Source organism: Aquirufa sp. (assembly GCF_964796385.1).
The window spans coordinates 1-20,213 of the sequence record NZ_CBAUBA010000043.1; the positions used below are offsets into that span (position 1 = coordinate 1).

Below are 20,213 nucleotides of genomic sequence, written 5' to 3' on the forward strand. Positions count from 1 at the left end.
CCCAGCAACCAAAATCGGACCGCTTTCCCCTCCCTTAAAAAGGAGTTCTTTTTTATCCATCCGCAGACCACCTTTTGATTTGGTCGCATTGTGGCAGCTGTAACAATTGTGCGCAAGAATCGATCTAACATTCATCGTTAGTTCCTGAATCTGATTTGTATTCAATGCCGCAGGTGTACTAATCGGCTCTTCACTAACGGCTAGAATTTTTTCATTGCTTATTTCATTTCCAATGATTGATTTTTCTTCTGTGATTTCTTTTGGTTCAATAGCTGATTGAACAGATTTATCTGAACTTCCCGGCCAAGGAGCTCCTTGTTTTACCCAAATCTCAAGTATTTCAATTTCTTTTTTGGTTAAGCGTTTGCCTTTTGTAGGCATGGCATCATCATGACTTGCCGGAAGTTTAATCCGACGAATAAACTCACTTTTTTCAGGGTATCCTATTTGAATGGCAGGACCGCCCTCTCCGCCTTTTAGCATATATTCCAAGGCATCTAAACGTAATTTTCCTTTGGACTTCTTTACACTATGGCATTCAAAGCAATGATTTTCTAATATATTCCTTGCCTCAATACCTAAATCTTGTTTTTGTTTCGAATCAATTTTACCTGTCAGTTCTTGAACCTGAAGGGACGTATTTAATGGAATGATGGGTTTTACTTTTTCATTTTGAAGACTTAAGTAATTCTCTCCATGTGTTAGCTGAGCTCCAAAGTGACCCGCAACACTTACCCCAATGACCGTTGAAAATAAAAGTAAACGAAAACTTTTATTCTCCTTAACTGAAAAAGTATATAAAGTAAGCCCTGATAAAAAGGCTGTCGCAATACCTGACCATTGATGAAGGTTAATTAAATTTCCTGAGTACTCTTCTTGATTGCTCAACACCAACCCGAACCCTACGGCCAAAAGCGCAGAGATAGTCCCTACCCATAAAATTACAGCTAAAGCTGGTTGAAAAAGATCTGATTTTTTTCGCCACGCAATGCACTCAAGCAATAATCCTACCCAAAGTAAACTGATGGGAAAATGTACAATTAAAGGGTGTAAGCGCCCAATTAATAGCCAAAGATCACTTGATATATTGTTTTGCACTGCTTAGTAATTTAATACAGCTCGGTAAAAAACTTGCGATGTCAACTAAAAGTTCACATCGCAAGTTTAATAATTCGCTAACTAACATCACACATGTAATGTTTAAAATTAATTATAACTGATAACCTGGATTCTGAGTTAATTTGGCATTGATCAAAATCTGTGCCGCAGGAATAGGTAAATAATACTCAAATTCCGTATAAACATAATCTAAGTTATTAAAAGCAATTCCACCTCTAGCAACAGTTGGATTTGCTTTTTCTAATGCGCCATGTTTATTCATATGAGCCGCAAGAGAAGCAGGTGTATTTGTTCGTTGAAGATCAAACCAGCGGTGGTTCTCAAACGCTAATTCAACGCGTCTTTCATTTAAAACAGCCGTTCTAAAAGTCTCTTTATTTAAACCATCAAGCGCTTTTAAACCAGCTCTTTTTCTAACTTGGTTGAGGTAATCGTATGCCTCTGCATTCGGACCTGAAGCTTCGTTAATTGATTCTGCCAACATTAACAATACATCTGAATAGCGTAAAACTGGCCAGTTATTATCCGAACGACCTGTTATTGTATGTGGATATTGGTATTTACTAACAAAAGGAATATCAACAAATCTTCCATTTAATGTATAGCCAGGTTTCAAAGAAATATCTTTCCTCAAATCTCCAGCTTCGTATGCAGCAATCATGTCCCGAGTTGGGATATTTCTTCCAAGTGAAGCTGTGTTTGCATAACCTGTCACTGCATCTCGTGATAGTCTTGGCGCAAAGATGTAAACAAAATTACTTTGCTCACCTAAATCGTTTCCACCTTGGTATTGAACCTCAAAAATAGACTCTATACCATTCTTCTTTGCTGGATCAAAATTATCCTTGTAGTTTGCATTTAAGGCATAGCCCAACGTAGTTACTTGCTTCAAAGTAGAACTTGCTCCCGCATAATTCTTTTGCGTCAAGTAAACTTTACCCAATAAACTTAATGCAGCACCTTGTGTTGCACGACCTCTTAAAGCGGCTCTAGCAGGTAAGGCTTTCGATGCATCCGTTAGATCAGAGATAATTTGTTTGTACACATCAGCTTGTGGAGAGCGCACCAAAGCAAACGCATCATTCGGGTTGACTAATGTTTTTGTTACCAAAACAACATCCCCAAAATAGCGAACTAAGTTGAAATAATGATAAGCCCTCAGAAACTTAAACTCACCATCTAAAACTGCTTTTGCAGTCGCGTCAATTTTACTTTCGGCTAATTTTTCCAACGCAAAATTGATATTATACATCGTGGCATAATGGTTGTTCCAAAGTGCACTAATCTCACCATTTCCTTGATTTACAGTTGAATACTCAAATGCTTCCCAACCAGCAGCACCCCCACGATTTAATGGATCAAAATCCAATGTGGTGTTATCCGACATGAATTCCTGTGGAATGTATGCAGAGTTCGTAATTGTTTGTAACTGACCATAAACACCATTCAAAGCTTGTTCGAACTGCGTTTGAGTTTTATAAAATAAATCACGTCCTATTCTAGTAGGATCTGTGGTAGTCAGAAAGTCCTCTTTACACGATATCTGTGTCAAGGAAACGGACAAAATTATAAAAAATGTTATCTTCTTCATGTTTCGATTCGTTATAAGTTAATTTTAATACCAACGGCCAGCGTACGTGGAACGGGGTATGATTCGTCATCATTATTCAACTGTGTGCCACCTCTAACACCCGCATCAGGATTGTTTCCAGGGTATTTCGTAAATAAGAACAGATTATTCGCAGTAAAGAAAATACGTGCATCACTAAACGCAGATTTCATTTTAGGTAACGTGTATCCAATAGTTACTGCCTTCAACCAAATATAACTTCCATCGTAAACATAACGTTCACTACTCTCACGAGACCATTTGAAGTAATTTGTTCCTCCTTGTGAATTTTTCGCACTCGGATTTGATCCCGGATTGCTTTCTGAACGCCAGCGGTCCTTTGCTTTGGTTAACACGTTAAACACACCATCCATGTTCATGGTTGAAGCCTCAATGTTTCGGTAGATATCAAAGTTTTGGGCACCAACAAATAAAACATTAATGTCAAAATTACGGTAGTCGGCCGCGCTAGTCCATCCCCATGTAAAATCAGGATTTGGATTACCAATCTCAACCATATCTTGTGTATCGTATGTTACCACACCGTCACCATTAGTATCTGCAAATTTCATACCTCCTGGAATAACACCATCCTGCTTAGCCCATGCGTCAATTTCCGCTTGGTTGTTAAAAATACCTAGTTTCTTATATCCATAAATCATACCGATCGGGCGGCCAACTTTCATTACGTTGTAACCCCCATAAAATGAACCATAGTAAAGCATGTCATTTGCCCCTTTGATGGCTAAGATTTTGCTTCGATTTACAGATATATTGAAATTAGAACGGAAGTTTACAGAACCAATATTAGAGCGATAATCAGCACTTAACTCGATACCTTTATTTTCCACTTGTCCAATGTTGTCCAAACTGGTCGTAAAACCAGAAACCGCTGGAATAGAAACAGGGAGTAACATGTCATTTGTCAACTTGCGGTAATATTCAAATGTAAATGTTAGCTTATTGTTCATAGTCGCTAAATCAAGACCTAAATCGAGTTGGTCCGATTTTTCCCACTTCAATGATGAGTTGGCAAAAGAACTAATCACTTTTCCTGGAGCAAATGCATTATTTAAAATGTAGTTGTTTAATCCCACGAAAGCTAAACTTGGGTAATCTCCGATGTTGTTGTTACCTGTAACACCCCAACTTGCCCGCAACTTCATGTCGTTGATGAAAGTTAAATCACGCATGAATGGCTCCTCTGAAACTCTCCAACCGATTGAAGCCGCTGGAAAATCACCAAACTTATTGAATTCACCAAAGCGTGAACTTCCCTCTTTTCTAAAAGAGGCAGATAATAAATATTTGTCTTTATATGAATAGTTTGCACGAGCAAAATAAGCTAACAATGTCCAACCATTCTCGTACGAATTAGCTGATCTAATTGAAGCCGCGCCAATGTAACGTACTAAATCATCTGGAAATGTATTTCCTGAAGCATCTATTCCATAAACATTCTCTTCCTGTGAAGTGAAACCAACTAGTGCATCTACCTTCTGATTTTCTCCTATTTTAGGATTGTAGGTCAACAATTGATCAAATGAGTAATTGAAAAGACGATCGGTAATATCTCTCGCTGTTGCAATACGTGGTGGAGCACCTGCCGTACCCGAAGCTACAGATAGTCCGATCGTTGATGGAACATACTCCTTAAACGCATTGTAATTTAATTTCGTATTCGCCGAAGTTTTAAACTTCAATGAAGGCAAAATGGTAAACTCAGCAAAAGCATTGGCCAATACATCCGCTATATTTCTTTTTCGCGTAACATTTTGCAACAAAAATAATGGATTTGGAAAACCAAAAGCACCATCAACTCCACCAATATATGGTCTCATACTTCCATCCGGATTGTAGATAGGCTCACGTGGATCCATCAACAAAGCACCACCGACCAAAGCACTTCTTCCGTCTGTATTCGCAATGTTTTGTTTGGTAATTGTTCCATTGATATTTAAACCGACATTCAAAAACTTAGTCACTTGACCACCCAAATTACTACGTACTGAAACACGCTCATAACCGGTATTAACAATGGACCCTGTTTCCTTAAAGTATCCAACGGAGAACATCGATTTGATTGTTCCTTTACCTGATGAAATTGTTAGATTGGCATCTGAATAAGGTGCATTGTTATTTAAAATCGCTCCAAACCAATCAGTCGAATGTTTGGTTTGCTCAGGATAACGATACCCTAATGGTACATCATTAATCGTTGGCTCCTGCTTTTTGAAATATCTAAAATTATCTTCGAAAATCTCCTTCTTAAATTGCGCGAATTCAACCCCATTCAAAACAGGTGTTCTACGCGATTGTGGAATATTCTGAATACCATAATCCAACGTAAAATTAATATTCACTTTCCCCTCTTTCGCATTCTTCGTATTGATCAAGACCACACCATTCGATCCACGAGCACCATAAATCGCGGTTGAAGCCGCATCCTTTAGAATCGAAATGCTTTCGATGTCATTTGGATTAAAATTTTGCCCTAAGGAAGTTCCGACTACAAATCCGTCAACAACATACAAAGGATCACTACCGGCACCTAAAGAGCCAATTCCTCGAACACGAACCTCAAAAGCTCCTCCGGGAGCACCCGTTTTTTGCTTTACTGTAACACCGGCAGCTCGCCCTTGCAACATTTGGTTTACGTTGTTCGCTGGTTGCTCACCAATATCCTTCATCCCAATCACAGAAATGGCGGAAGTGATGTCTTGCTTTCGTTGAGAACCGTACCCAACAACAACAACCTCAGATAACTCTTGCAAATTATCCTCTAAACTAACGTTAATGATTGATCGGTTTCTTACTATTTCCGATCTACTGTTCATACCAACCGATGAAAAAACCAGGACAGCGGTTGCTCCTGAATTAACTTGGATTGTATAATTCCCATCGGCACCTGTAATACTACCGTTGGGGGAACCTTTTACGGTTACGGAAACTCCTGGAATTCCCGAGCCATCAGATGAACTAACTTTTCCTTTCACCTGCATACTTTGTGCAAGTCCTTGAAAAAGCGTTAACATCGTAACTAATGTTAATAGAATTTTTTTCATAGAAATTTAGATTCTTTATAGTTTAATTAAAAAGTACGGAAAGTAAACAATTTGCGAAAGGCCAACTATCCTATGGCAAATAAGGATAGTTATATTTTTTATTTAATTTTTACAAAAAATAATTTTTTACCCAATCTTTAATCGACCAATCCATGCAACGCATGACAGCATGGGTTATTCAATCAAAAGCCAGGTGTAGGAATTTGGGGAAATAATAAATTCCAAATCAATATCTTTTGATGAACGTAAAAATGTGGTTCGTTTTGTCCCCTCTTTAGATGTAATTTTTGCTGTCTTTAAAATTCCCGTGTAGTACAAAGGCAAGGAGATCTTCCGCTCCATTACTTCATTCGTCGGATTATATAGCATCACAAAGCCCTTATGAATTCCATGTGGATTAACAAGAGTAAATCCATCCCAATCTCTGCCGTATGGGCTTAATTTACCAGTCATTTTTAATTGATTGGAATTGACATTTACTATCTACTGAAAAGAAAATAAGTAAAACTGAAAAATATTTTAGTATTTTGGCCGACATTAATATGGTTTTATCATGCGAAATATAGGTATAATTTTCTGTTCTCTTTTTCCACTGGTTGGTCTTTTTGCGCGACCAAATCAACCTAAAAATCACGTAAAACAACCCAATATTGTTTGGATTGTCTGCGAAGATATGTCCCCTCATTTAGGTTCTTATGGAGAAAAAGTGGCCAAAACCCCCGTTTTAGATCAGTTGGCAAAAGAGGCCGTACGTTATACCCAAGTATATTCCACAGCTGGTGTTTGCGCTCCAAGCCGCTGCGCTCTAATTACAGGTAATTATCAAACGGCTATTGGTGGACAGCACATGCGCACCTTAGGATTTTCTGCCAATGCCAAAGATGATTATCCCGCAGGTCTAAAACCCTATTCCGCTGTAATTCCAGCGGGTGTGAAATGTTTTTCAGAATACCTGCGCATGGCGGGATATTATTGTACCAATAACGCAAAACAAGATTATCAGTTTGAAGCACCCGTTACCGCTTGGGATGAGAGCAGCAAGCGAGCTCATTGGCGAAAGCGCCCTTCCAAATCCCAACCCTTCTTTTCTGTTTTTAACATAGAAACAACGCATGAATCCCAAGTTTGGGCTCGGGAAAAGCAGCCGCTTTTGGTAAATCCCAAGGACGTGCTCGTACCACCGTACTATCCCGATGATTCCGTCAGCCGTAAAACCATCGCGCGTTTTTTATCGAATGTGATGGTGATGGACCAACAAGTTGGCGAAATCATCAAGCAATTAAAAGAAGATGGCTTGTATGAGGAAAGTATTATATTTTTTTACAGCGATCATGGCGATGGAATGCCCTTTGTAAAACGTGAGTTATCTCAGCGTGGCCTAAAAGTCCCGTTGTTAATTAAGTCCCCTCATTTGCCTAAAGGAAAAGTAGATGATCAACTCATTAGTTTTGTTGACATGGGCCCCACCGTCCTTTCCTTAGCGGGCGTAAAAATTCCACAAAAAATACACGGACAGGCTTTTTTAGGGGGCCAACAAGCAAAGGCAAAACGAAAATACATTTATGCAGCACGTGATCGGATGGATGCTGAATATGACCGCGTGCGTGCCGTGAGCGACGGTCGATTCAAGTACATTCGCAATTACATGCCTGAAAAATCGTATTATCAACCGATTAAATACCGACTACAAAATCCATTAATGACGCATATGTTGGCACTCAAAGCTGCCGGAAAACTAAATGAAACGCAATTAAAATGGTTTAGGCCCACAAAATCTGTAGAGGAATTATTTGATACGCAAAATGACCCGCATGAATTTACTAATTTGGCTTCGGACCCTGCGTATAAAAATAAGTTGGCAGAACTGCGCAAAAAGCATTTGGACTGGGTTAAACGCTATGGCGATCTCGGTGAAATGCCTGAATTAGATATGCTGAAACTTTGGTGGAAGGGAGAAGCCAATCCCCCGAAAACTGACCAAACAAAGGTGGACATCGTGGCTGGGAAAGCTCAGCTTTCATGCCCTACACCCGGCGCGTCGATTGGTTATAGAAAGAATTCGAAGGAAACTTGGATGGTATATACCAAACCAATCACCATTAATAAAGGGGATTCGCTTTACGTGATGAGCCACCGAATTGGGTATACACCTACAGAAACGCGATTGAAAAATTAATATATAGAGAATGTAGAAATTGTCCTGAGAGTCAATCCTATTTCTTCTTTGTTATATAGCAAGTAAGACGCTGCGGTTATTCCTATTTACTTTAAACAAGTAACGGACGGCAGAGATTGGGATGGATTTATTCTTGTTAATCCACATGGAATTCATAAGGGCTTTGTGATACTGTATAATCCGACGAATGAAGTAATAAAGCGGAAGGTCTCCTTGCCTTTTTACTATACGGGAATTTTAAAGACAGCAAAAATTACATCTAAATAGGGGACAATACGAACCGCATCATTACGTCCATCAAAAGATATTGACTTTGAATTTGATATCTCACCTAATTCTTACATCTGGTTTTTGAGTGATTAACTGGTGTTGTCATGCTTCAGCTTAGTCAGCTCAAATAAAGATGGTCAGATAGGCTTGAAATCAATTAGTTGGATTTGCATAGCATACGCTAAAGCTGCTTTTTTTGTAAAAATCTAATAAAAATTATAACTATCCTTATTTAATTAAGGATAGTTGCCTATTAATAAATTGTCTAATTGCACTTACTTTTTAATAATATTTTAAAGAATCTAAATTTCTATGAAAAAAATTCTAATAACATTAGTTACGATGTTAACGCTTTTCCAAGGACTTGCACAAAGTATGCAGGTGAAAGGAAAAGTTAGTTCATCTGATGGCTCGGGAATTCCAGGAGTTTCCGTAACCGTAAAAGGTTCCCCCAACGGTAGTATTACAGGTGCCGATGGGAGTTATACAATCCAAGTAAATTCAGGAGCAACCGCAGTGCTAGTTTTTTCATCGGTTGGCATGACCAGTAAATCGGAAACAGTTCGAAACCGATCAATCATTAATGTTAGTTTAGATGATAATTTACAAGAGTTATCTGAAGTTGTGGTCGTGGGATATGGAACAGCAAGAGCGAAGGATTTAACTGGTTCCGTGGCCACCATTAATCAAAATACAATTAAAGATTTACCTGTTGCAACGATTGATCAAAAGATGATTGGACAAGTTGCAGGTATGCAAATTCAACAATTATCAGGTCAGCCAGGTGCAGGAACATCTGTTCGTATACGAGGTAGTGGTTCACTAGGAGCAGGGAATGAGCCTTTGTATGTAATCGATGGAATGCCTTATTCTGCAGGATTAAATCGTGATTTTAATCCCCTTTTATTGATAAATCCAACTGATATTGAGTCCATTTCTGTATTGAAAGATGCTTCATCCACGGCTATATATGGTTCAAGAGGAGCCAATGGTGTCATAATGATTACGACTAAAAAGGGTCAGTACGGCAAATTACAAATCAACTTTTCTTCAATGACTGGTATACAAGATGTACCTCAAAAAGGACGGCCTGAATTAATGAACCAGCGAGAATTTGTTGAATTGCAGAGAAATAAAATTGACATAGCCGTATTGAGAGCTGAAAATCGAAAATCAACAGTAGCAGATTATCCACTTGAATATCAAAATATAGACCAATTGGTTGGCAATGGAACGGACTGGTATGACTTATTATTGCAAACCGCCCCAATTCAAGAACACAATTTAAGTATTCAACGAGGTACGCAGGATTCTAAAATAAATGCAAGTTTTGGTTATTATAAACAAGATGGAGCATTGAAGTTCACAGGCGTCGAGCGATTTACAAGTAAAGTTGGCTTTGAATCTAACCTTAGTAAAACAGTTACTATTGGCGGTTCGCTTCTTAACTCTCTGGTTGATCAAAATCGGACGAATACCAATTCTGATCGAGGTGATGTGATTGGTATCTCGCTTTGGGCTAATCCAGTCATGTCTCCTTACATGGCGGATGGCCAATTAAATCCGTATGTAAGATCCCCTCAGAGTAAATATCATTCAGCGTGGAGTTTTGTTAATCCTTTATTCTTATTGCAAAATACGAGTCAATTAGAAAAGCAATTTCAAAGTTTGGGATCGGTATTCATCGATTGGAATATCTTACCAGATTTAAAGTTTAAGACATCTTTAAATACCATTTATTCATCGTCTAGATTCAATCAATTTGTACCGAGTACAATTGGTACATCAACAGCCAATGTTCCGCCGATTCCTGGCACTGGTAGGTCTTCTAATTCTAGGTCTGAAACGTTTGATTGGCTAATTGAGAATACGTTAAATTACAATAAAATCATCGGGCAACATCGATTTAATGCGGTTATAGGTTACACCACGCAACGTAGCAATACAAGTGGTTTGAACCTAAATGCTTCTCCATATTCAAATGATTTAATACAAACAATCAACGCGGCTCAAGCCATTAGTTCATGGGGTGAAAATGCGCAAGAATGGAGTTTAATTTCCTATTTAGGTAGGGCTAATTACTCTTTTGCTGATAAATATTTGGTTACAGCAACTTTAAGAACGGATGGATCCTCCAGATTTGGTTTTAAAAATAGATACGCTGCCTTCCCGTCATTTGGTGTTGCATGGCGGATATCTGAAGAAGACTTTTTAAAGGATAGTAAAATTATATCTAGCTTAAAATGGCGAGCTAGTTTAGGTAAAAGTGGAAATAATAATATTGGTAACTATTCTTCTTTAGCTTCCATTAATCCAGGAGCTTATGTATTTGGGGGAAATCAGGTTTCGGCTTCATTCGTTGGAATTTCCAATCCTTTCTTAACATGGGAGGAATCCAATCAGTTTGATACAGGTTTAGATATTGAATTGTTTAATAATCGAGTAAGCTTGATTTTAGACTATTACAATCGGGAAAGTGCAAATATGCTTTTGAATGATGTTATTCCAGCGATTACAGGATTTAATTCCCAAATTGTAAATAAAGGAACCGTTCGAAATAGGGGTGTTGAGATTTCCTTGAGCGCAAGCCCTATTCAAGGTAAATTTAATTGGGATTTAAACTTAAATGTTGCCGTCAATAGGAACATGGTACTCTCCCTAAATGAAAATGGTGATCGTGTCTTATCGGGAAATAACGATGGACTTCCTACACACGTGACCGTTGTAGGCAAACCGATTGGTCAATTTTTTGGATTTGTGATGGAAGGAGTGTATTCAGCCGCGGACATTGCAAATCCTGCTATTATTAAGACAGCGCAAGTGTATGAAGGTAATCCAAAATATAAAGATGTTAATGGAGATGGTCTCATTAGTGACTTTCTTGATTATAGTATGCTAGGGAGTCCGCATCCAGATTTTATCTTTGGATTTTCAAATAACTTTTCTTACAAAAACTTTAGTTTAGGAGTCATTCTGAACGGTCAGTATGGAGGACAAGTGATGAATGGTTTGAGACAAACAACGGATAATTTACAAGGATTCTTTAATGTAAGTAAAGTTTTTGTAAATCGTTGGCGAAGTGCACAAAACCCAGGTGACCCAATGCTATATGGCGTGCCCAAATTAACACCTAGTTGGGGCCACCGCGTTAATACTCGTTGGGTCGAAGATGCCTCATTTTTACGTGTTTCAAATGTAACTTTGGGTTATTCCATTCCATCTAGTTTGGTTCAAAAATCGAAACTATTTGAATCTTGTAGACTTTATCTGACGTGTAGGAATTTAGCTATGTTTACCAACTATTCAGGTGCTAATCCAGAAGCGCAATCAAGAAATATTGACAATACATTGTCTCAGGGCTTTGATATGACATCTTATCCTTTAGCCACAACTACATCATTAGGCCTTAACTTGTCCTTTTAATTTAAAGGAATAAACTGAATAACAATATGAAAAATTTAATCATTTTAATTTTTGCTCTCATCATATTTAGTGGATGCAAAGATAATTTCTTAGAGATTTATCCTAAAGCTACGCTAAGTGAAGGCAGTTTTTATAAAACGGATGTCGAGTTTGTTTTACTAGCAAACGGATGTTATGTTCCCATGAGGGATTATGAAAAAAATCAGCATTGGATTTTAGCTGAATTAATTTCAGATAATGCAAGTTTTCAAAATAACATTAGAACTGGAGAGGCTTCAAGAGGCGTCATTGATCAATTTATTTTGGCATCTGATAATACAGTCTATTCAGGTTTTTGGAACTTATCGTATAACGGGATTACACGTTGTAATAAATTACTGAGCGAAATAGATCGTCCAGCTACGGTTTGGTCTAAATTATCATTAAAAGATCGATCTAAAGGAGAAGCACTATTTTTACGGGCACTGTATTATTTTAATCTTGTTAGGCAGTTTGGTGGTGTCCCTTTAGTTTTAGAACCTACTACATCGCAAGCTGCTGTCGAAATAAAGAGATCTAAAGACACTCAGGTTTATGATCGAATTATTTTAGATTTAAGAGATGCTGCTGCATCTTTTGCCAAAGCCAAAGATGTAGAGGAAAATGGTCGAGCAAATGAGATGTCAGCCCTAGCCTTATTAGGTAAAGTTTACTTGACTACAGGAAACTTTGTAGAGGCTGAAAAAGTATTGAACACCGTCATGTCGTCTGGAAAATATGCGTTATTACCGGAGTATGCAGACCTATTTAATCCAGCAAAAAAAGATTATAAAGAAACTATTTTTGCTATTCAATATTCTGAAAATAGCCCCGAATTAGCTAATAACTTCATATTTACATTTGCTCCACATACATCTGGAGGGGCAATAACACGCCGGCCTAATATTAATATCATTTCGGCGGGCTGGAATCAACCTACTGATGATCTAATTAATGCTTTTGAGGTCGGAGATAAACGCAAATCCGTTTCGATCGGAATTTGGAATGGTTTAGACTGGGATAACAAAGTTAAACCCATTCCTTATTGTGCCAAATATAAAGCACCTATTTCCGCACCTGATAACCGCTGTGGCGATAATTTGCCAATTATTCGTTATTCAGATGTATTATTAATGTATGCGGAATCTTTAGTTGAACAAGGAAAAGTTAGCCAAGCAATTCCAAGCATTCAACTAGTTCGAAACAGGGCAGGTCTTTCAAGTCCTATTACGTTAAATGATGCGGCTAGTCTACGTGCTTTAATTGCCAAAGAAAGACAAACTGAATTTTGTTTTGAGAATCAAAGGTGGTATGATTTGAAAAGAACTGGTAAAGCGACAGAGGTGATGACCGCTCATGGTAAAAGAGAAAAAGCTGCCAAGGTATTTTTGTATCCTGAATCTTACACCTTAAATTCAAACAAGCTAATCGCTCCTTTACCTGTAAGTGAGGTTTCTATTAATAAATTAACTCAAAATCCAGGTTACTAATCAGATACCTATGAAACAAAGAAATCACATCACAGGAGCTCTTTTTATATTCTTTATTGTTGGCTTTAGCTACACAACTTTAGCCCAAAAAGACAAAAAGCCCAATATTCTATATGTTTTAGTAGATCAGTGGAGAGCCCAGTCGGTGGGCTATGCGGGTGATAAAAATGTAATGACACCCCATTTAGATCAATTAGCAAATCAAAGTGTTAATCTGACACATGCCGTTTCCGGGATGCCGGTTTGTTCACCTCATCGTGCCTCATTTTTAACAGGTCAATACCCGTTAACGCACGGCGTTTTTATGAATGATGTTTTGCTGGACACAAACCGCACGAGCATCGGAAAAGTATTCAAAGAAAATGGATACCAAACAGGCTATCTAGGCAAGTGGCATGTGGATGGGCATGGGCGCAGCTCGTATATTCCTGCGAGTCGCCAACAAGGCTTTGATTATTGGAAAGCCTTAGAATGTACGCATGACTATAACAATTCGGCCTATTATGAAGGGAACTCTCCGGTTAAGAAAGTCTGGGAAACCTATGATGCCATCGCTCAAACGCAAGATGTTTGTCAATACCTGAAAAGTCAGACGAAAAAAGATGATCCATTCTTTTTAGTGCTTTCCATCGGATCGCCCCATGACCCTTACCAAACAGCCCCAGAAAAATATCGGAAAATGTATGAAAATAAAATCTTCACCATTCGGGATAATGTTCCCGCTGATAAAGTGGAGAAAGTCCAAAATGATCTTCGAGGCTATTATGCACACATGACGGCGATTGATGATTGCATAGGCCAACTTCGTCAAACGCTGAAAGAACAAAACTTAGCCGACAATACGATTATTGTTTTTACGGCAGATCACGGTGATTTAATGGGGTCCCATGGCGCATGGAATAAGCAACAACCCTATGACGAAAGTATTCGAGTTCCTTTTCTTATCCATTATCCGAAAGCCTTTGGGCCAAAAGGGAAAAAATCCAGCATACTGATTAATTCGCCAGACATTATGCCCACGCTCCTCGGACTTACTGGAATCAATGTTCCCAAATCAGTTGAGGGTAAAGATTTTGCACCCATATTACTAGGTAAAAAGAAAAATGATGTAACCCATACCTTAATTTCCTGCGTGCAACCATTTGGCCAATGGACACGCGCAAGAGGAGGCAAAGAATACCGAGGCCTAATGACTGAAAATTATACCTACGTGCGTGATTTAAATGGGCCGTGGCTATTGTTTGATCGAACAAAAGACCCTTTTCAACTCAATAACTTAGTTGGCCAACCCGCAGTCGCCGCCATTCAAACCAAATTGGATATCGATTTATGGAACGAATTAAAAAAGCGCAAAGATGAATTTTTACCCGGTTTAAGCTATGTGAAAAAATGGAATTATGTAATCGATGCGACTGAAACCGTACCTTACGTAAAAATCAATTACCAGGGATTACCTATTTTAGACACATCATCGGGCTATCCTAGTCCCAAATAAAACAAATGAAGCACCTGTCACACGCTATGTTTACAAAAAAATTCATCAAGCCTTTGGGCTTTTCATTTGCATTTTGTGTTTATTTTTTCGCTGCACATGTAGCAGAAGCGCAATCCAAAAAGCCCAATATAATATTTATTCTGACGGATGATCAACGCGCTGATGCGATGGGCTACGCTGGAAATAAAATTATCAAAACGCCCGAAATGGATAAATTGGCCAGCCAAGGAATCTATTTTAAAAACGCTTTTGTCACAACGCCCATTTGTGCGGCCAGTCGGGCAAGTATTTTAACCGGTTTGTATGAAAGAACGCATTTATATACATTCCAACAAGGCAACCTGAAGCAAGGATATGCGGATAATTCGTACCCCGTTTTATTAAAAAAGGCAGGATATTACACGGGATTTTTTGGGAAATTTGGGGTGGAATATCCTCTATTTAAGTCCATGTTTGATGAGGGCGAAAATTATGATCGAAATACCAAGTACAAAGATTATCGGGGGTATTTCTACAAGACCCTTGGAAAAGATAGCGTTCATTTAACCCGATATACGGCGCAAAAAGCAATGGATTTTATTTCAAATGCACCCGAAGATAAACCTTTTTGCCTGTCTTTAAGCTTCAGTGCACCGCATGCCCATGACCCCGCGGTAGATCAATATTTTTGGCAACCAGAAGTGGATTCTTTATACAAAGACGTTGTTATTCCACCGCCCATTATGGGCTCGGATGCCGATTTCATGGCCCAACCAGCCTATGTTCGAAACGGCGAAAATCATACCCGTTGGCTATGGCGCTTCGACACCCCCGAAAAATACCAGAAAAGCGTCAAAGGATATTACCGAATGATTTCGGGTATAGATTTAGAGATAGGCAAAATTCGCCGACTGCTCGCCGAAAAAGGCTTAGATAAAAACACAATCATTATCTTTTTGGGGGATAATGGATACTTTTTAGGGGAGCGCCAACTGGCCGATAAGTGGCTTATGTATGATCGTTCTTTGCGTGTTCCCATGATGATTTATGATCCAAGAAATCCGAAACATCGTGTGATTGAGGATGAGGTTTTGAATATTGATATCGCACCTACCATTTTTGGATTTGCGGGAGTAGGCCAACCGTCCTCGTGGCAAGGAATAAATTTATCGGGGTACACCAAAGCCGCTTCGCCTGCAAAATCGAGAGTTGAATTTTTATGTGAACATTTGTGGAAAGTGGATATAATTGCCGCCAGTGAGGGATTTAGGACTAAAAAATGGAAGTATTTCCGTTACCGCGATGACGTAGCGCATGAAGAGTTATATGACCTTTCTAAAGACCCTTTGGAAAAAAACAACCTCATCAACAGCCCAAAATACAAGTCGGTGGCATTAAGCATGCGCCAAAAAATGCAGAAAAAGATAACGGATTTGGAGAAAAGTAGATTACCGAATTAGGCGATTATTTTTTACACCTAGGAATCAGTTAAAAAATCATTTTTTCCATTGTTCTAACTCTGAAATTTCCCCGGTAGTTTTATGTTTTAAAATCGTCTTTTTATCGCCATTGGGAAGAATTTCTTCTTTAATAAGCCAATGTTCAGCATCGTAAGATTGGTAAACTGACGGCTTTTGAAGACCCCGCTGGCCCCGCCATAACGGCAATTTCACTGGCTCCCACATTTTTGTTTTTGCGGAGGTGTAGGCTGCATCTAAAATTGCATTGACTACGTAGCCATCATAGAAGGTTTCGCGAGGAGTCGTTCCTTGCTCATACGCATCAAACATGTCATTAAACATGTTTGGGTAACCTAATTCGTGTGCTTCATCGCCAACTGGAAATTGCCAGCCCGAAGAACTTTCAGCCTTTTCGGCCACATAATGGTCCCTCACCCCACTAGTAAACATCTCAAAACCGGTGCGTAAAAATGAATTGACCCAGATGGTTCCTTCCGTACCCATGACCTCATCCCGCAAATCCATACCGCCACGAAAAGTCCACGAAACCTCAAACTGACCAATGGCCCCATTTTCATATTTTACCAAACCAATGGCATGATCCTCCGCATCGATCGGCTTTACTTGCGTGTCTGCCCAGCACATCACCTCCACAGGCAAAACATCCTTCCCAATAAAATTACGCGCAATCTCAACACAATGACAACCTAAATCCAACATCGCTCCCCCACCCGCTTTTTCCAAATCCCAAAACCAGTCGGCATGCGGCCCCGGATGTGTCTCGCGTGATTTTGCCCATAAAATTCGGCCAATAGCCCCCTCTTGGACACTTTTTAATGACTTTAAAAATTTGGGTGTATAACATAAATCTTCCAAATAACCGGCAAAAATCCCGGCTTCCTCACAGGCTTGCGTCATGCGAAGTGCCTCCTCAGCCGTCCGACCGAGCGGTTTCGTGCACAGGACAGCCTTTTTGTGTTTGACACAAAGCATGACCGCTTCCTCATGCAAAAAATTAGGCAAAGCAATCACCACAAATTCTGAGTCCGCATGCGCAATCGCCGCTTCCATATCGGTCAAAAAAACAGGAACAGCATAATCCTTAGCAAAACGAATGGCCGTTTCTTCCTTACGCACATAGACGACTGAAACGTGGTCCCGGCCGCGCCGACCGCTTAATGAATCCGCATAAAAACGCCCAATGAACCCACCTCCTAGAATACAAACTTTTGCCATGTTAGGTAATATTTAATGTAATTTCTTTTTCTTTAATTAAAAAATCTGCCTGCGTAACCGCACGCTTACCCGAGTCGATAATCGCATCATCTTGCACCACCGATACGGGCGTAATGCAGGAATCATTTTTCTCACGAAACGGCTTATTATAGGCCAAATTGTAGGCAGAAATTACGGACCAGCGCGCCGTTTCCGACAGATTTGCTTCTGAGCGATGTAATAGGTTAGGATGAAAAAATAAGGCATCCCCCGCTTTTAATTCACAATAAACGCGTTCCGAAATCTTTTCTGCCTCCCGGACAAAATCCATATCTGCTCCCTGCTGCTCCCCCGCAAAAGCATGCTCAAATCGCTGCATTTTATGCGTTCCTTTTAAAACTTGTAAACACCCGTTTTCAATGGTCGCATCTGTCAGCGCCACCATCACCGAAATCATCGCATCTGGAAACAAAAATCCATTTTTATACCAGTACCCATAATCCTGATGCCATTCCCACGCACCCCCTATTTTAGGTGCTTTTTGCATCACCTTAGAGTGAAAATGACACACCTCACCAGCTCCCAATAAATCCTGAACTGCATGGACCATCCGAGCGCAGCGTGACATCAAGCCGAAAGAATCATCCCCCGCATGAAACCAGAGCGTCAACTTCGTTTTTTTGCCATCTTGGTCATTTAGGTCAAAGGCATTTTTACCCACCGACTCATCGGTAGCAACTTGAAATAAAATTAGAATTTCTTCTTGCGAAAAGAATTGTGGGACCTGAACAAAACCATCCCGATGATAGGCTTCCGTTTGTAAATCACTGAGCATGTTGATAGGTTTAGAAATTTTCCACTAAATTTATTTAATAAATTAGCTAAATCACAAATTTAACGCCTCTATCTATTTTGATCCCAACTATGAAATTCCTGCTAAGTCATTTAATTAGGTTCAAACAAAAGCCTGCTAGTTTAAAAACCGAGTTTTCATTTCATTTTTCAGCCCTAGCATTCCTAGGTTTTTTCTTTTTCATGGTGACCGGAGTAATTCAAGCACAAAACCTCCGTGTAGGTGCTGCGCTCAGAATTATCACACCAAACCCATTATTGCCCGTCTCTGGGGGCATTGGCGTTCCTCATCCGGTTACCGAAAAGCGCGGAGATTTATTTGCTCGTGCTATGGTATTTGAGCAAGGCACAACGCGTTTTGCCATTGTTAATATTGACAATTTGGGTTGGACTTCCATCTTAGGAAATCGTTCGCGAGCCCTGATTAAGGGTATCCTCCCCGAAAATATCTTGATTGGTGCCACACATACTCACAGCGCTCCCGATGCCTATGGATTTCCCGATACATCAGGAAAAAGCTATGCGGATTTAGCCTATTTGGATTGGTGTGTCCAGCAAATTGCTGATGCGGTTAATGAGGCCACAACCACCTTGCAGCCTGCCACATTAAAAGTTGGCATGGGCGAAGCAAAAGGTAAAATAGCTTATAATTATTATGCGCCTGCGCTTTATGACCCACGTTGTGGTGTTATTCAAGCAATCGCAAGTTCGGGTGCACGGATGGGAAAACCCATTGCAACGCTTGTTAATTATGCCGTACATCCGGAGGTATTGGGCAACTCAAGAGGTATTTTAAGTCCAGATATGATAGGTCCCTTGTATCAAAAAATCGAGGAGACGATTGGAGGAATTGCGTTGTTTATGAATGGCGCTCAAGGGGGAATGATCACGGCGGATACGCGATTAACGTATGTGAAGGAGGGCCAACAACAAAAAGAGGCGAATAATTGGGAGGAATGCATTCGAATTGGGGAACTTTTAGCCACGGAAGCGATGCGAATTGTTTCGGAAGCGCCAGTACTTAAAAACCCGACAATTTATTGTACCTCTCGGAAATTAGAATTCCCCATTGACTCCGAAATCATGCGTTATATTTTGAAAAAATCGCCATTGAAATTCGTAGGGGGAAAAGAAAATTTCGTAACAACGCAGTTAAATCTGTTGAATATTGGACCCGCCCAAATTTTAACAGTTCCCGGCGAGGCCTTACCCAATGTGGGCTATTACGTCAAACGAAATATGAATACCAAAATGCCATTTCTTTTTGGATTAACGAATGACGCCTTTGGGTATATGTTGGCCAAAGTAGATTTTAATTCATTCAAACGCTATGAATATGTATCACAAACTTCCTTGGGTGAAATGACAGCAGAAATTTACATGGAACAAGCCCTGAAATTAGTCAAAGAGAGTCCTAAACCACAAGATCCATGAGTTTGAAATCGCATGGATTTTTAGCTAACACGTCATATTCGTGCCGATAAGACCTTCGTCATCACCATCAACAAGACCAAATATTATTCCTTTAAAATTAATGAGATGAAAAACACGTTTGGAATTATTTTATTGTTTTTAAGTACCTATGGTTTCGGTCAAAAAAAATCAGCCCAACCTATTTATGTAGATCAGCCATTCAAACAAGATTACAGCATCAAATATTATGCTAAAGACAGCCAAATAGCGTTAAAATCAGCCTTTTCAGACCGCAATGCTGGGATAAAAGTTTGGGGCTCCGCTGGATTAATGCTTCCCCATGATGGCCAGTTTTTATATCCGGGAAGTTTAGGCGTGGATCAGCGGAATCGTACCAGTAGCACCAAGAAAATTCAGAGTCTATCCGTTTATGAAAATCAATTTGTTTTCATGGATGATAAAGCCATTTTTAGTCATGCGTGGGCAGGCACATTATATTCGACACACCAATTGGCAAAAGCCCACATCATTGCCGGAGGAAAAGATTTTACATTTTTGATCAGTGATGGAACCGAATTGCATTTAGTTAAAAATTCAAAAACGCTTGTTAAAACCCAGATAAGCGACGA

At 39.5% G+C, this 20,213-nt stretch carries 12 protein-coding genes and 1 pseudogene; 7 read left to right on the plus strand and 6 right to left on the minus strand.

From position 1 onward, the window contains the following. The 4 genes from AC1W6K_RS10800 to AC1W6K_RS10815 form a co-directional block, all read right to left on the minus strand. Positions 1-1,098: c-type cytochrome domain-containing protein (locus tag AC1W6K_RS10800; RefSeq protein WP_481947492.1), on the minus strand; the 1,098-nt coding region annotated here is incomplete at its 3' end. A 112-nt stretch (positions 1,099-1,210) separates the two neighbouring features. Next, positions 1,211-2,710 carry a RagB/SusD family nutrient uptake outer membrane protein gene (locus AC1W6K_RS10805; RefSeq protein WP_481947493.1) on the minus strand — a complete coding sequence of 500 codons (1,500 nt, stop codon included), beginning with the start codon at positions 2,708-2,710 and terminating at the stop codon, positions 1,211-1,213. An 11-nt stretch (positions 2,711-2,721) separates the two neighbouring features. Continuing rightward, complete coding sequence (locus AC1W6K_RS10810; RefSeq protein WP_481947494.1) at positions 2,722-5,793, minus strand: SusC/RagA family TonB-linked outer membrane protein; 3,072 nt, start codon at positions 5,791-5,793, stop codon at positions 2,722-2,724. A 174-nt stretch (positions 5,794-5,967) separates the two neighbouring features. Continuing rightward, complete coding sequence (locus tag AC1W6K_RS10815; protein ID WP_481947495.1) at positions 5,968-6,246, minus strand: hypothetical protein; 279 nt, start codon at positions 6,244-6,246, stop codon at positions 5,968-5,970. Between the two features lie 100 nt (positions 6,247-6,346). On the opposite strand from AC1W6K_RS10815, the gene AC1W6K_RS10820 reads away from it, so the two are divergent. From AC1W6K_RS10820 to AC1W6K_RS10840, 5 genes are all read left to right on the plus strand, one after another. Then, the gene (locus tag AC1W6K_RS10820) at positions 6,347-7,969 is read left to right on the plus strand and encodes a sulfatase family protein (RefSeq protein ID WP_481947496.1); all 1,623 of its coding nucleotides are present in this window, start codon (positions 6,347-6,349) and stop codon (positions 7,967-7,969) included. A 582-nt stretch (positions 7,970-8,551) separates the two neighbouring features. Continuing rightward, the gene (locus AC1W6K_RS10825; RefSeq protein ID WP_481947497.1) at positions 8,552-11,662 is read left to right on the plus strand and encodes a SusC/RagA family TonB-linked outer membrane protein; all 3,111 of its coding nucleotides are present in this window, start codon (positions 8,552-8,554) and stop codon (positions 11,660-11,662) included. Between the two features lie 26 nt (positions 11,663-11,688). Beyond that, on the plus strand, positions 11,689-13,170 hold the full coding sequence (locus AC1W6K_RS10830) for a RagB/SusD family nutrient uptake outer membrane protein (protein ID WP_481947498.1): 1,482 nt from the start codon (positions 11,689-11,691) through the stop codon (positions 13,168-13,170). A gap of 10 nt (positions 13,171-13,180) precedes the next feature. After that, positions 13,181-14,665 carry a sulfatase family protein gene (locus AC1W6K_RS10835; RefSeq protein WP_481721008.1) on the plus strand — a complete coding sequence of 495 codons (1,485 nt, stop codon included), beginning with the start codon at positions 13,181-13,183 and terminating at the stop codon, positions 14,663-14,665. A 5-nt stretch (positions 14,666-14,670) separates the two neighbouring features. Next, positions 14,671-16,104, plus strand: coding sequence for a sulfatase family protein (locus tag AC1W6K_RS10840; protein ID WP_481947499.1), 1,434 nt, complete (start codon positions 14,671-14,673; stop codon positions 16,102-16,104). Between the two features lie 36 nt (positions 16,105-16,140). Here AC1W6K_RS10840 and AC1W6K_RS10845 read toward each other — a convergent pair whose 3' ends face one another. Both AC1W6K_RS10845 and AC1W6K_RS10850 read right to left on the minus strand, forming a co-directional pair. Next, entirely contained in the window at positions 16,141-17,340 is a 1,200-nt protein-coding gene (locus AC1W6K_RS10845) for a Gfo/Idh/MocA family protein (protein WP_481947500.1), read from the minus strand. A gap of 1 nt (position 17,341) precedes the next feature. Beyond that, entirely contained in the window at positions 17,342-18,154 is an 813-nt protein-coding gene (locus AC1W6K_RS10850) for a phytanoyl-CoA dioxygenase family protein (RefSeq protein WP_481947501.1), read from the minus strand. Positions 18,155-18,354: 200 nt separating this feature from the next. Between AC1W6K_RS10850 and AC1W6K_RS10855 the strand changes: the two genes are divergently transcribed. Further along, complete coding sequence (locus tag AC1W6K_RS10855) at positions 18,355-19,605, plus strand: hypothetical protein (RefSeq protein ID WP_481947502.1); 1,251 nt, start codon at positions 18,355-18,357, stop codon at positions 19,603-19,605. Between the two features lie 105 nt (positions 19,606-19,710). Beyond that, positions 19,711-20,213 (plus strand): annotated as a pseudogene (locus AC1W6K_RS10860) (hypothetical protein); the annotation flags it as partial.